Consider the following 12095-nt stretch of genomic DNA (forward strand, 5'->3'; position numbering starts at 1 on the left):
ACATCATGACCCAGACCCGCACCGAAACCGACAGCTTCGGCCCTCTCGAAGTTCCCGCCGACAAGTATTGGGGCGCGCAGACGCAGCGCTCGATCCTGAATTTCCCGATCGGCTGGGAACGTCAGCCGATCGCCATCGTGCGCGCGCTGGGGGTGATCAAGCAGGCCTGCGCCATGGCCAACAAGGCGTCGGGCAAGCTGGGCCCGGCCAAGGCCGACGCGATCATTCAGGCCGCATCCGAGGTGGTGGCGGGCAAGTTCGACGACAACTTTCCGCTGGTCGTGTGGCAGACCGGGTCCGGCACCCAGTCGAACATGAACGCCAACGAGGTGATCGCCAACCGCGCGATCGAGATTCTGGGCGGCGTGATCGGGTCGAAAGACCCGGTACATCCCAATGATCACTGCAACATGGGCCAGTCGTCCAACGATACCTTCCCCACCGCCATGCATATCGCCACCGCGACCACCGCGCGCGACGTGCTGCTGCCGGGGCTGGAAAAGCTGCACGCCGCCCTTCAGGCCAAGGTCGTGGAATTCGACGGCATCATCAAGATCGGCCGCACCCACACCCAGGACGCCACCCCCCTGACCCTGAGCCAGGAATTTTCCGGCTATACCCATCAGGTCGCCATGGGCATCAAGCGGGTGAAGACCGCGCTGGACCATATTTATGAGCTGGCCCAGGGCGGCACCGCCGTCGGCACCGGACTGAATACCACCAAGGGCTGGGACGTGACCGTGGCCGCCAATATGGCCGAAATCACCGGCCTGCCCTTCGTGACCGCGCCCAACAAGTTCGAAGCCCTGGCCGCGCATGACGCGATGGTGGAAATCTCGGGCGCGCTGAAGACCGTGGCCGCGTCGCTGTTCAAGATCGCCAACGACATCCGGTTTCTGGGCTCGGGTCCGCGCTGCGGTCTGGGCGAACTGATCCTGCCGGAAAACGAGCCCGGCTCGTCGATCATGCCGGGCAAGGTGAACCCGACCCAGTGCGAAGCACTGACCCAGGTCTGCGCCCATGTCATGGGCAATGACGCCGCCGTCGGCTTTGCCGGATCACAGGGGCATTTCGAACTGAACGTCTATAAGCCGATGATGGCCTATAACGTGCTGCAATCCATGCAACTTCTGGGCGACAGCGCCTCGGCATTCACCGACAATCTGGTGGTCGGGCTAAAGGCCGACGAGGTGCGGATCGAAAAGCTGATGCGCGAAAGCCTGATGCTGGTGACCGCGCTGGCCCCCGAAATCGGCTATGACAACGCGACCAAGGTCGCCAAGACCGCGCACAAGAACGGCACCACCCTGAAGCAGGAGGCGATCGCCCTTGGCTTTGTGGATGGCGAAACCTTCGACCGCGTGGTGCGTCCCGAGCAGATGGTCGGTCCCAAGGACTGACAGATCAGGGCGCGGATCAGGCCTTGCGGCGCTTGCGCCGGAACAAGGCCAGTGCGCCAAGCCCCGACAGGACCAGCGGCATTCCCGCCGGAAGCGGAACCGGGCTGGCGGTATCGTCGCAGTCGGGCTTCGGCGCGCAGCCGAACGGGCTGCCAAAGCACCCCCCGGGGCCGCCGGCATACGGACCGCCAATCGGCCCCGGCGTGAAGGGACCGCCGTGCGGGCCGGACCCCGGCTGATACCCGCCAAACCCCGGGCCAGTCGGAAATTGCGGGGACGGGCCGGGCGCGCCCCAAAAATCCGTATGCCCCGGTGCGCCGCCACCGGTCGGGCTGTAGAAAGACGTCGTCGCTGAAGCCGCAGCGGGAACAAGCGCCAGTCCGCAACAAACAGCCAGTGTTCTTGCCACTTTCATGCCTTTGCACTCCATATACGTATTCAAGAAAAATTTACTTCACCTCTCCCATATACAAATTTCTGCGGGTGCAAGACAAATTCGTGGCGTCATTAAGGCAGAATAATGTCAACCTTTTCCATTTGTTAAGCAAAGATGGGCATTTGGACCGATCGTTTCCCTATGTGGAACAACTGTTATCTGCACGCGCCCCAGCTCGAGACGAAACCAGGCGAATCATAATAGCGTCACACAAAGGATCAGAATGCCCATGTCGACCAGACCGGTAAAACGCTCGCTCACGCTGAAGGGCCACCGCACCAGCGTGTCGCTGGAAGATGCGTTCTGGCAGGCGTTCCGCGAAATCGCCGCCGAAAAGGACACGCCGATCAACGCGCTGGCGGCCGAAATCGACGCGGGGCGCGATCTGGAAACCGGTCTGGCCTCGGCGATTCGGCTGTATGTGCTGCGCTATTACCGGGACCGCGCCGCAGGGTCCGGGGCGGGATCAGCCCGCGGCGGCCTCTGACGCCAGTAGCCGGATCCGCTCGACCATCGCGCGCAATCCGTTCGAGCGTTGCGCCGACAGATGATCGTTCAGCCCCAGCCGGGCCAGTTCGGCCCCGGCATCGACCTGCAAGACCTCGGTCACGCTCAACCCCGCGTAAAGCGCATGCAGGATCGCGATCAGCCCGCGCACGATCATCGCGTCGCTTTCGCCCTGAAACCGGAAGACCGCCCCCGGCCCGGCACCCTCGATCTTGGGCAGCAGCCAGACCTGGCTGGCGCAGCCCTCGACCTTGGTGGCCGGCACCTTGACCGCATCGTCCAGCGGCGCCATCGCGCGGCCCAGTTCGATCACATGGCGGTACCGATCTTCCCAGTCCTCCAGAAACTCGAACGTCTCGACAATCTCTTCGAAGGCTTCGCTGGCCATGGCGCATCCCCTGTATTTTCGACCCTGACCTAAGCCCTTGCCCGGCAAAGGTCCAGACCCGCCCGGGAACGGCTTTTCAACCGTCCCGGATTCCGCTAACCCGGTGGGGCAATGCGAGGGATAAAGATGAAGACACCGCTTCTTGCCGCCCTGTCGGCCGTGCTGGTTCTGAGCGCCTGTGACACGGTGCGCAATTCGCGCGCCAACCCGTTCAACTGGTTCGGCGGCAGCACCGAAGATACCGTGACCGCCGACATCCCCGGCACCACCATCATCGACGACCGGCCGCAGGTCGATCAGGTGACCGGGCTGAGCGTGGACAAGGTGCCGGGTGGCGCCGTCGTGACCGCGATCGGCCTGCCCCCGCGTCAGGGCTATTGGGCCGCCGAACTGCTGGCCGAAAATGACGGCAAGCCGGTGGACGGCGTTCTGACCTATCAGTTTCTGGCCTATCCGCCCGCCACGGCCACCACCACGGGCAGCGAACCGTCGCGCGAGGTGACGGCGGGAACGTTCGTGTCGGATCAGTCGCTTGCGAATGTGACCACGATCGTGGTCAAAGCCGCAAGAAATCAGCGCAGCAGCCGGCGCTAAAGTTCGACCACCATGACGCTGCTGCCTTTTGCGGCCAGGGCCAGTTCGCCCTTGCACAGCCGCAGCGCATCATTGCCGAATACCTCGGCCCGCCAGCCCTTTAGCGCCATCACGTCGCGCTGTCCGGCGGCGATCTGATCCAGATCGGCGGCCGAGGCGATCAGCTTTTGCGCCACGCCCGCGTTCTCGGCCTTGGATTTCAGCAGCACGCGCAGCAGATCGGCCAGCGCCGGGTTGACTTGCAGCTTGTCGTTGCTGAGGTCGGGCTTGGGGTAATCCTCGGGCGCCATTTCTGACGCGATTTTCACCGCGGCAAAGATTCCGTCCGCGATCTCGCCCCGGCGCGCCTCGCGCAGCAACAGCCGCGAGCGCGACAGGTCGGTCGCGTTCTGCGGCTTGGTCGAGGCCAGTTCCAGCAGTGCATCGTCCTTGAACACCCGGCTGCGCGGCACGTTGCGCGACTGGGCATAGCCTTCGCGGAACCGCGCCAGTTCGCGCACCACGGCCAGGAACTTGCCGCTATGGGTGCGGGTCTTGACGCGCTGCCACGCCTCGGACGGACGCACGATATAGGTTTCCGGGTCGGTCAGAACACGAAGCTCTTCGCGCAACCACTTGCTGCGCCCGCTTTTTTCAAGCTCGGCGTCGAGAAATTCATAGATCACCCGCAGATGGGTGACATCGGCCAGCGCATAGGTTTTCTGCGCATCGGTCAGCGGCCGGCGCGACCAGTCGGTAAAGCGCGAGGTCTTGTCCAGCGGCGCCTTGGCGATCTTGCGCACCAGCGTTTCATAGCCGACCTGCTCGCCAAAGCCACACACCATGGCGGCGACCTGGGTGTCGAACATCGGTTCGGGGAACACCTTGCCCTCGACAAAGAAAATCTCCAGATCCTGACGCGCGGCGTGGAACACCTTGACCACGTTCGTGTCGCGAAACAGATCGTAGAGCGGATCAAGCGACAGGCCTTCGGCCAGGGGATCGACCAGCACCGCCTCGCCGTCCCCCGGCAGCGCGAGCTGCACCAGACACAGCTTGGCGTAATAGGTGCGTTCGCGCAGGAATTCGGTGTCGATCGTGACATAAGGGCCCTTCTTCGCCTCGGCGCAGAAGGTGGCAAGCTCGTCAGTCTGGGTCAGTGTTCGCATGCAGGGTCGCTGTTCTTTGTCTGTGGCGGGTCATTGAGTGCCCGGCCGTTTTGCAGGTTTAGGCAATCCCGTGCAAAAAGGAAAGACTTCAGGGCAGCAGCACCGGATCACGGTCGCCGGCGGCGAAGCGGCGCAGCACGGCGGGGTACAGGCGATGCTCCATCGGCAGCACCCGCGCGGCCAGCGTGTCCGGCGTGTCACCGGGCAGAACCGGCACCCGCGCCTGCCCCAGAATCGGGCCATCGTCCAGCTCTGCAGTGACCTCGTGCACGGTGCAGCCGTGTTCGGCATCGCCCGCGTCCAGCGCGCGGGCATGGGTGTGCAACCCGCGGTATTTCGGCAAGAGCGACGGGTGGATGTTCAGCATCCGCCCGTCCCATTGCGCGATGAAACCGGGGGTCAGGATCCGCATGAACCCGGCCAGGCACAGAATATCGGGCGCGGCCTTTTGCAATTCGGCCTGAAGGGCAGCCTCGAACGCGGCGCGGTCCTTGCCGAAGGGTCTGTGATCGACCGCCGCTGTGGGGATGCCCATCGCCGCCGCCTTGGCCAACCCGCCAGCCGCGGGATCGTTCGACAGCACCAGAACCGGGCGCGCCGGGTGATCGCCGGTCATGCTTTGCGCCAACGCGATCATGTTCGACCCGCCGCCCGAGATCAGAATGGCGACCCGCTTCAAAGCAGCGCGCCTGCATAGCTGACGCCGTCGCCCGCCGTCACGGTGCCGATGCGGAACACGGTTTCGCCCTGATCCGCCAGCACTGCGGCGATGGCATCCGCCTGCGCCGCTGCGACCACGGCGATCATGCCGATGCCGCTGTTGAAGGTTTTCAGCAGTTCGGCTTGATCCATCCCGGCGGTTTCGGCCAGCCAGCGGAACACCGGCGGCAATGCCCAGGCGTCCAGATCGATCTGCGCGCCCAGCCCTTCGGGCAGCGCGCGCGGCAGGTTCTCGGTCAGACCGCCCCCGGTGATATGGGCCAGCGCATGCACACCGCCCGCCCGCACCGCCGCCAGCGCCGGTTTGACGTAAAGCCGTGTGGGCGTCAGCAGCGCCGCGCCCAGCGGGCCATCGGCGAAGGGACAGTCCGCGTCCCAGCACAGCCCGGCCAGTTCCACCACCTTGCGCACCAGCGAATAGCCGTTCGAATGCACCCCGTCCGAGGCCAGCCCCAGCAGTACGTCGCCTTCGGCCACGCCGGCGGGCAGATCGGCGCCACGCTCCATCGCGCCGACGGCGAAACCGGCCAGATCGAAATCGCCGTCATGATACATGCCCGGCATTTCCGCCGTCTCGCCGCCGATCAGCGCGCAGCCCGACCGCACGCAACCCTCGGCGATGCCTTCGACCACTTTTGCGGCCTCATCGACCGCCAGCTTGCCGGTGGCGAAGTAATCGAGAAAGAACAGCGGCTCGGCGCCCTGACAGACCAGATCGTTGACGCACATCGCCACCAGGTCGATGCCCACGCCGCCGACGTCGCCGGTATCGATGGCGATCCGCAGCTTGGTGCCCACCCCGTCGGTGGCCGCGACCAGAACCGGATCGACATAGCCCGCGGCCTTCAGATCGAACAGCGCGCCGAAACCGCCCAGCCCCGACATCACCCCGGGCCGGGCCGTGCGTTTGGCGGCCGGCTTGATCCGGTCCACCAGCGCGTTGCCCGCGTCGATATCCACGCCGGCGTCGGCGTATGTCATCCCGTTTTTCCCGGTGGTCATGGCGCACCCCTTATAGCTTGTCGCCGCTCGATAAACGATCCGCGGCGGCGCGACAATGCAAGGGGGACCGGACCGGGCCGTATTTTTTCACCGATCGGCGGGCGCACCGAACGGGCGAACATGCGGCGCGCGGCGCGCGACCTCATGCGCGGCGGCCAGCAGGGCCTGCGCCGGGGCGCGGTCACACAGCATCAGCGCATGGACCATTGCGCGCCCCTCGGCCCCGCGCCGCGTGAGGTGCAGCAGGCTGAGCAGGTGCCGCTCACAACCGGTCAGCACCCCGGCGCAGCCCGCGCAATAGGGGTTGGAAAAGCTGAACCCGGCGCTGCGCCCCATCGCCATGGTCTGCACCAAAGCCACCAGCGCCGTGGCCAGTTCGATCCCCGCGCGGCCGTCAAAGGCGGTTTCGGCCGCGGCGTAAGGATCGGCGCCCGCGCGGGACGGGTTTGGCTGCATGGTCAGAAAGACGTGGCGCATCACGAACAGGGCGTCGGATTCGAACCGGTCGAACCCGGCACGGGCGATCAACACCTCGCCCGGCTTGGGGATGCCGCAGATATGGCGGGCCGTGTCGGCGTGGGGCTGGGTGGCGGCGGAATGCGGTTTGCGTGTCATGTGATCAGGCCCGGTCTGGCGGCGGCGGGGTCGCGACCCCTGCCCCTGGTTGCGATGCTGCCGGGCGGCGGCCCTGACGGGGCCGTGTGCTGGGTCATTCAATCCTGATTGTTTTTATCGGGTATGTCAACGCCCCGCTGCGCCGCCGGAAAGGCGCGGTCGAACGCGCCCCGATCCGTGATATGCACCACACGGCTGTCTGCCTCGCGCCGGGCCCAGCCCAGATCGCAGAACCGGGTCAGCAGCGCCGCGCCCAGCCGCCCGCCCAGATGGCTGCGCCGTTCCGACCAGTCCAGACAGGCGCGGCACAGCGGCCGCCCACGCCCGCCCGGTGCCGCCGAATCGACACCCAGCCCGGCCACGAAATCGCGCCCCGCGCCGGTCAGCGCGACCCCGTCACCCGCCACCTGCAAGAAACCGCGCGCCGCCATGCTGTCGAACACCGCCACCCCGCGCGCGCCCGCCAGATGGTCATAGCACACCCGCGCCGCGCGCAGCGCCGGGTCGCGCGGGCCGGTGCGGGTGCGCAAATGGCCGCGCGCCGCCGCCAGCCCCATCAAGGCCTCCAGCGCCTGGCCGACATCGTCATCGGCCAGCGTGAAATAGCGGTGCCGCCCCTGCTTGCGCGCACGGATCAGCCCGGCCTGGTCCATCTGCCGCAAATGGCTGGAGGCGGTGGCCGGCGTCACCCCGGCCTCGGCCGCCAGCTCGCCCGCGGTCAGGGCCTTGCCGCTCATCAGTGCCATCAGCATGTTGGCGCGGGCGGGATCACCGATCAGCGCGGCCATGCGGGCGATATCGGGCCCCTCTTTCATGCCGCCACGCTGCGCCAGCACGCCGCGCCGGTCAACCGCCTACACTTCGATCCGTATCGAACCATCGGCGGCCACCGTCATGGCACAACAGCCCCGGACACATAAGGAGACTGCCATGCTGACCTGTTTCATCCGCTATCAGATCGACCCCAACAAAAAAGAACAGTTCGAACGCTATGCCCGCACCTGGGGCCAGTGTATTCCGCGCTGCGGTGCCGATCTGATCGGCTATTTCGCCCCGCACGAAGGATCGGCCACCCTAGCCTATGGGGTTTACAGCCTGCCGTCGCTGGCCGCATACGAAACCTATCGCGCCACGCTGGCCGCCGATCCGCTGGGGCGCGAAAATTACGACTTCGCCCGCGCCGAGAACTTTATCCTGCGCGAAGACCGGACCTTTCTGAAACTGGCCTCTGCGCCGCATGGAGCCCCCCGCCGATGATCGCCGTGATTTTCGAAGTTACCCCCGCCCCCGGCCAGCGCGACGCCTATCTGGAGATCGCCGCGCGCCTGCGCCCCGAGCTGGAACAGATCGAGGGGTTCATCTCGGTCGAGCGGTTTCAAAGCCTGACCGACCCCGACAAGCTGCTGTCGCTGTCGTTCTTTGAAGACGAGGCCGCGGTGCTGCGCTGGCGCGAAACCGCCGAGCACCGGGCCGCCCAGGCCGCCGGGCGCCGCGGGGTTTTTGCCGGGTACCGGCTGCGGGTGGCGCATGTGCTGCGCGACTATGGCCTGCGCGACCGCGACGCCGCCCCCGCCGACAGCCGCGCGGCGCTTGGCGACTGACAGGCCGATTCACCGGCCCATAATGCGCCAAATGTCGCATATGCCGGGTCACGCGCAACTTTCGGAATGGATTTTATTGCCACACGACAGAAAATTCACGATTTTGGCGGTTGACGCCCCCAATGCCCGCTCCTAATGTCCCGGCGCACGCAATGAAAGGAGCCCGGGAATGACCTGCATTCTCGTACTTGTAGGAGAAAGGCGCATGGGCCGGTAACGGACACCAGATGGTTACCCCATGCGCCCCCGTTCACACCGGGGGCTTTTTTGTTGCGCAAACGTGACGCGAAGGATGGACAGATGGCACATGCGATGACCGGTGCGAAAATGGTGGTCGAGGCTCTGAAGGATCAGGGCGTGGAGGTGGTGTTCGGCTACCCCGGCGGCGCCGTGCTTCCGATCTATGACGAGATTTTCCAGCAAAACGAGATTCGCCACGTTCTGGTGCGTCACGAGCAGGCGGCGGTGCATTCCGCCGAAGGCTATGCGCGCTCGACCGGCAAGCCCGGCGTCGTTCTGGTGACCTCTGGCCCCGGTGCCACCAACGCGGTGACCGGCCTGACCGACGCGCTGATGGACAGCATCCCGATCATCGTTCTGACCGGGCAGGTTCCGACCTTCATGATCGGCAACGACGCCTTTCAGGAGGCCGACACCGTGGGCATCACCCGCCCCTGCACCAAGCATAACTGGCTGGTCAAGGATACCGACAAGCTGTCGGGCACCATCCACGAGGCATTTCATGTGGCGACCTCGGGGCGGCCCGGCCCGGTGCTGATCGACATCCCCAAGGATGTGCAGTTCGCCTCGGGCACCTATACCGCGCCGCGCAAGGTGTCGCTTGGCCACTACCAGCCGCAGGTCAAGGGCGATATCGAGATGATTACCCGCCTGGTCGAAGCCATCGAAATGGCCGAGCGCCCGATCTTCTATACCGGCGGCGGGGTCATCAATTCGGGCGATGCGGCCGCGCAGCTTTTGCGTGAGTTGGTCGAGGCCACCGGCTTTCCGATCACCTCGACCCTGATGGGGTTGGGCGCCTATCCGGCCTCGGGCGACAAATGGCTGGGGATGCTGGGGATGCATGGCCTGTATGAGGCCAACCTGGCGATGCATGGCTGCGATCTGATGATCAATGTCGGCGCCCGGTTCGACGACCGGATCACCGGCCGGGTCGCCGATTTCAGCCCGGACTCGCTGAAGGCCCATATCGACATCGATCCCAGTTCGATCAACAAGGTGATCCGCGTGGATCTGCCGATCGTCGGCGATGTGGCGCATGTGCTGGAAGATGCCCTGCGGATCTGGAAATCGCGCGGCCGCAAGGTCAACAAGGAGGGTCTGGCCAAATGGTGGACCCGGATCGAAGGCTGGAAGAAACGCGATTGCCTGGCGTTCAAGAATTCGGCCAAGACGATCAAGCCGCAGCACGCGTTGCAACGGCTGCAGGCGCTGACCAAGGATCATGACCGCTATATCACCACCGAGGTCGGCCAGCATCAGATGTGGGCCGCGCAATATCTGCATTTCGATGAACCCAATCGCTGGATGACAAGCGGCGGCCTTGGCACGATGGGCTATGGCTTCCCGGCCTCGATCGGGGTGCAGATGGCACATCCCGAGGCGCTGGTGATCAACGTCGCGGGCGAGGCGTCGTGGCTGATGAACATGCAGGAAATGGGCACCGCGATGCAGTTCCGGCTGCCGGTCAAGCAATTCATCCTGAACAACGAACGGCTGGGCATGGTGCGCCAGTGGCAGGAACTGCTGCATGGCGAGCGTTATTCGCATTCGTGGTCCGAATCCCTGCCCGATTTCGTCAAACTGGCCGAGGCGTTCGGCGCCAAGGGCATTCAGTGCAAGGATCCGGCCGATCTGGACGACGCGATCCTGGAAATGATCAACCATGATGGGCCAGTGGTTTTCGATTGCCTGGTGGAAAAGCATGAAAACTGCTTTCCGATGATCCCCTCGGGCGCGCCGCATAACGAGATGCTGATGGGCGAAGCCTCGACCAAGGATGCAATCGGCGCCTCGGGCGCGGTGATGGTTTAGGAAAGGTCTGCAAATGTCTGCTCTGAAACTGAAAAAAGGTCTGTCGAAACATTCGGCCTATGACCTGAAAGACCCCAATGCCGATGTGATCGAGGCCCACACCCTGGCGGTGATCGTCGATAACGAGGCCGGGGTGCTGGCCCGTGTCATCGGCCTGTTCTCGGGCCGGGGCTATAACATCGACAGCCTGACCGTAGCCGAGGTGGATCATCAGGGCCACCTGTCGCGCATCACCGTGGTCACGCGCGGCACGCCGCAGGTGATCGAACAGATCAAGGCGCAGCTGGGCCGCATCGTGCCGGTGCATAAAGTGCATGACCTGACCGTCGAAGGCCCCGTCGTCGAGCGCGAGCTGGCGCTGTTCAAGGTGGCCGGCTCCGGCGAAAAACGGGTCGAGGCGCTGCGCCTGGCCGATATCTTTCGCGCCAATGCGGTGGACAGCACGCTGGAAAGCTTCGTGTTCGAACTGACCGGCCCGCCGTCGAAAATAGATGCCTTCGCCGATCTGATGCGCCCGCTCGGCCTGATCGAGGTCGCGCGCACCGGCGTTGCCGCCCTGTCGCGCGGAATCTGAACAAAGCCCCCCGGCTTGCGCCGGGGGACCTTCGATATTGCGGATCAGCCCTCGTCGGCAGCGGGCAGAAGGCCCTGACCGATGGCGGTCGCGAATTCCTCGTCGTTGATCAGACCGTCGGCGTCGCTATCCATCGTCAGATAGGTCTCTTCGGTCAGCGTCGGATAGGCCACCAGCAGCTCCTCCATCGAGAACATGCCGTCTTCATTGGCGTCGATCTTTGCGGTGTCCTGAGCAAAAACCGCCCCGGTCAGCGCAAGGCCCGATGCAAGGGCCATCATCGTAATCCGTGTCATGTCTTTCTCTCCTCAGCTTGGGATGCAAGGGGCGGCAACATCGCCGCCCGCCCAAGACATGCGCCCGGTTTCGCCGCCTGAACAGACCCGCCCACAGGGGGTTTCCGCCGAGCGCGGCACCTTGCCTGTGGGGCGCTTTGGCGGGCGCGGAACCTTGCCCAAAAAGCCCCCCGCGCCGCATGGCGGCGGCTTTCAGCGCATGAAAAACGCCCCGATCGGCGGATCGGGGCGTGACAGTGCGGTTTGCGGCGACGGATTATTCGGAGACGGGCAGCAGGCCGGCCTCATCCGCGGCGACCAGTTCGGCCTCGCTCAGCATTCCGTCGGAATCACTATCCAGCGCGGCAAAGCTTTCGCCGGTCTGCTCGGGGTATTCGACCAGCAGCTCTTCCAAGGATACGCTGCCGTCGCCATCGGTATCGATGGCGGCCATGTCGATTTCGGCAAAGGCGGCCCCGGCGCATACAAGGGCTGCGGTCAGCGTCATGATCATCGTCTTCATATCTGAAAACTCCTGCATTCAGAATGTTAACGGCACAGTGCCGTCGACGCAGATATGCAGCGAAGCGCAGAGGTTTGCATCCCCCTCGGGGCAGGGAAGATTTCCTTTTCGGCGGATCGGCGGAAAGGCGCCCGGCAAAGAAGAAGGGGCGCCCGAAGGCGCCCCAGTTTTGCTGATCAGGCTCATTTTGTGTACCGCCCGGTTTCTGCCTGCGGCCCGATCCGCGCCAGGGGCGAGCGCACCCGCCCCGGAACCCT

At 64.9% G+C, this 12095-nt stretch carries 16 protein-coding genes; 7 read left to right on the forward strand and 9 right to left on the reverse strand.

The genetic code is table 11. The features are described 5' to 3' along the window. The first annotated feature begins 5 nt into the window (after positions 1–5). A complete protein-coding gene (gene fumC, locus ACSR1C_RS05800; protein ID WP_460258392.1) occupies positions 6–1400 on the forward strand; it encodes a class II fumarate hydratase in 1395 nt (464 codons plus the stop codon). A 16-nt stretch (positions 1401–1416) separates the two neighbouring features. Here the strand turns inward: fumC and ACSR1C_RS05805 are convergent, their stop codons facing one another. Further along, on the reverse strand, positions 1417–1830 hold the full coding sequence (locus ACSR1C_RS05805; protein WP_460258575.1) for a VPLPA-CTERM sorting domain-containing protein: 414 nt from the start codon (positions 1828–1830) through the stop codon (positions 1417–1419). Between the two features lie 235 nt (positions 1831–2065). Between ACSR1C_RS05805 and ACSR1C_RS05810 the strand changes: the two genes are divergently transcribed. Continuing rightward, positions 2066–2323: a ribbon-helix-helix domain-containing protein gene (locus tag ACSR1C_RS05810; protein ID WP_460258393.1), complete on the forward strand. Its 258-nt coding sequence runs from the start codon at positions 2066–2068 to the stop codon at positions 2321–2323. Here the strand turns inward: ACSR1C_RS05810 and ACSR1C_RS05815 are convergent. Next, the gene (locus tag ACSR1C_RS05815) at positions 2303–2731 is read right to left on the reverse strand and encodes a SufE family protein (protein WP_460258394.1); all 429 of its coding nucleotides are present in this window, start codon (positions 2729–2731) and stop codon (positions 2303–2305) included. The genes ACSR1C_RS05810 and ACSR1C_RS05815 overlap by 21 nt on opposite strands. Positions 2732–2857: 126 nt before the next feature. Between ACSR1C_RS05815 and ACSR1C_RS05820 the strand changes: the two genes are divergently transcribed. Then, positions 2858–3325 carry a hypothetical protein gene (locus tag ACSR1C_RS05820; protein ID WP_460258395.1) on the forward strand — a complete coding sequence of 156 codons (468 nt, stop codon included), beginning with the start codon at positions 2858–2860 and terminating at the stop codon, positions 3323–3325. Here the strand turns inward: ACSR1C_RS05820 and rnd are convergent. The 5 genes from rnd to ACSR1C_RS05845 form a co-directional block, all read right to left on the reverse strand. Next, on the reverse strand, positions 3322–4473 hold the full coding sequence (gene rnd, locus ACSR1C_RS05825) for a ribonuclease D (protein WP_460258396.1): 1152 nt from the start codon (positions 4471–4473) through the stop codon (positions 3322–3324). The two genes, ACSR1C_RS05820 and rnd, sit on opposite strands and share 4 nt — an antisense overlap. An 88-nt stretch (positions 4474–4561) precedes the next feature. Next, positions 4562–5152 (reverse strand): phosphoribosylglycinamide formyltransferase, encoded by a 591-nt coding sequence (purN, locus tag ACSR1C_RS05830; protein WP_460258397.1) that lies wholly within the window; start codon positions 5150–5152, stop codon positions 4562–4564. After that, entirely contained in the window at positions 5149–6195 is a 1047-nt protein-coding gene (gene purM / locus ACSR1C_RS05835; RefSeq protein ID WP_460258398.1) for a phosphoribosylformylglycinamidine cyclo-ligase, read from the reverse strand. Before purM ends, purN begins: the two co-directional genes overlap by 4 nt. An 87-nt stretch (positions 6196–6282) precedes the next feature. Continuing rightward, complete coding sequence (locus ACSR1C_RS05840; protein WP_460258399.1) at positions 6283–6810, reverse strand: hypothetical protein; 528 nt, start codon at positions 6808–6810, stop codon at positions 6283–6285. A gap of 98 nt (positions 6811–6908) precedes the next feature. Continuing rightward, positions 6909–7625, reverse strand: coding sequence for an ArsR/SmtB family transcription factor (locus ACSR1C_RS05845; RefSeq protein WP_462573314.1), 717 nt, complete (start codon positions 7623–7625; stop codon positions 6909–6911). 115 nt (positions 7626–7740) lie between these two features. Between ACSR1C_RS05845 and ACSR1C_RS05850 the strand changes: the two genes are divergently transcribed. The 4 genes from ACSR1C_RS05850 to ilvN all read left to right on the forward strand — a co-directional run bounded on the left by ACSR1C_RS05850 (position 7741) and on the right by ilvN (position 11040). Beyond that, a complete protein-coding gene (locus ACSR1C_RS05850; RefSeq protein ID WP_460258401.1) occupies positions 7741–8067 on the forward strand; it encodes an NIPSNAP family protein in 327 nt (108 codons plus the stop codon). Next, positions 8064–8411, forward strand: coding sequence for an antibiotic biosynthesis monooxygenase family protein (locus ACSR1C_RS05855; protein WP_460258402.1), 348 nt, complete (start codon positions 8064–8066; stop codon positions 8409–8411). Before ACSR1C_RS05850 ends, ACSR1C_RS05855 begins: the two co-directional genes overlap by 4 nt. Before the next feature lie 300 nt (positions 8412–8711). Next, positions 8712–10466: an acetolactate synthase 3 large subunit gene (locus ACSR1C_RS05860; RefSeq protein ID WP_460258403.1), complete on the forward strand. Its 1755-nt coding sequence runs from the start codon at positions 8712–8714 to the stop codon at positions 10464–10466. 13 nt (positions 10467–10479) lie between these two features. Beyond that, a complete protein-coding gene (gene ilvN / locus ACSR1C_RS05865; RefSeq protein ID WP_460258404.1) occupies positions 10480–11040 on the forward strand; it encodes an acetolactate synthase small subunit in 561 nt (186 codons plus the stop codon). Positions 11041–11084: 44 nt separating this feature from the next. Here ilvN and ACSR1C_RS05870 read toward each other — a convergent pair whose 3' ends face one another. Together ACSR1C_RS05870 and ACSR1C_RS05875 are read right to left on the reverse strand one after the other, a co-directional pair. Next, positions 11085–11336 (reverse strand): EF-hand domain-containing protein, encoded by a 252-nt coding sequence (locus tag ACSR1C_RS05870; protein ID WP_460258405.1) that lies wholly within the window; start codon positions 11334–11336, stop codon positions 11085–11087. Positions 11337–11592: 256 nt separating this feature from the next. After that, positions 11593–11838: an EF-hand domain-containing protein gene (locus ACSR1C_RS05875; protein ID WP_460258406.1), complete on the reverse strand. Its 246-nt coding sequence runs from the start codon at positions 11836–11838 to the stop codon at positions 11593–11595. Positions 11839–12095 lie beyond the last annotated feature (257 nt).

The sequence above is a fragment of the Actibacterium sp. D185-2 genome (assembly GCF_054954595.1).

Coding starts and splice junctions, on each gene's coding strand:
- fumC (WP_460258392.1), top strand. CDS start 6: ATGACCCAGACCCGCACCGAAACCGACAGCTTCGGCCCTCTCGAAGTT.
- ACSR1C_RS05805 (WP_460258575.1), bottom strand. CDS start 1,830: ATGGAGTGCAAAGGCATGAAAGTGGCAAGAACACTGGCTGTTTGTTGC.
- ACSR1C_RS05810 (WP_460258393.1), top strand. CDS start 2,066: ATGTCGACCAGACCGGTAAAACGCTCGCTCACGCTGAAGGGCCACCGC.
- ACSR1C_RS05815 (WP_460258394.1), bottom strand. CDS start 2,731: ATGGCCAGCGAAGCCTTCGAAGAGATTGTCGAGACGTTCGAGTTTCTG.
- ACSR1C_RS05820 (WP_460258395.1), top strand. CDS start 2,858: ATGAAGACACCGCTTCTTGCCGCCCTGTCGGCCGTGCTGGTTCTGAGC.
- rnd (WP_460258396.1), bottom strand. CDS start 4,473: ATGCGAACACTGACCCAGACTGACGAGCTTGCCACCTTCTGCGCCGAG.
- purM (WP_460258398.1), bottom strand. CDS start 6,195: ATGACCACCGGGAAAAACGGGATGACATACGCCGACGCCGGCGTGGAT.
- ACSR1C_RS05840 (WP_460258399.1), bottom strand. CDS start 6,810: ATGACACGCAAACCGCATTCCGCCGCCACCCAGCCCCACGCCGACACG.
- ACSR1C_RS05845 (WP_462573314.1), bottom strand. CDS start 7,625: ATGAAAGAGGGGCCCGATATCGCCCGCATGGCCGCGCTGATCGGTGAT.
- ACSR1C_RS05850 (WP_460258401.1), top strand. CDS start 7,741: ATGCTGACCTGTTTCATCCGCTATCAGATCGACCCCAACAAAAAAGAA.
- ACSR1C_RS05855 (WP_460258402.1), top strand. CDS start 8,064: ATGATCGCCGTGATTTTCGAAGTTACCCCCGCCCCCGGCCAGCGCGAC.
- ACSR1C_RS05860 (WP_460258403.1), top strand. CDS start 8,712: ATGGCACATGCGATGACCGGTGCGAAAATGGTGGTCGAGGCTCTGAAG.
- ilvN (WP_460258404.1), top strand. CDS start 10,480: ATGTCTGCTCTGAAACTGAAAAAAGGTCTGTCGAAACATTCGGCCTAT.
- ACSR1C_RS05870 (WP_460258405.1), bottom strand. CDS start 11,336: ATGACACGGATTACGATGATGGCCCTTGCATCGGGCCTTGCGCTGACC.
- ACSR1C_RS05875 (WP_460258406.1), bottom strand. CDS start 11,838: ATGAAGACGATGATCATGACGCTGACCGCAGCCCTTGTATGCGCCGGG.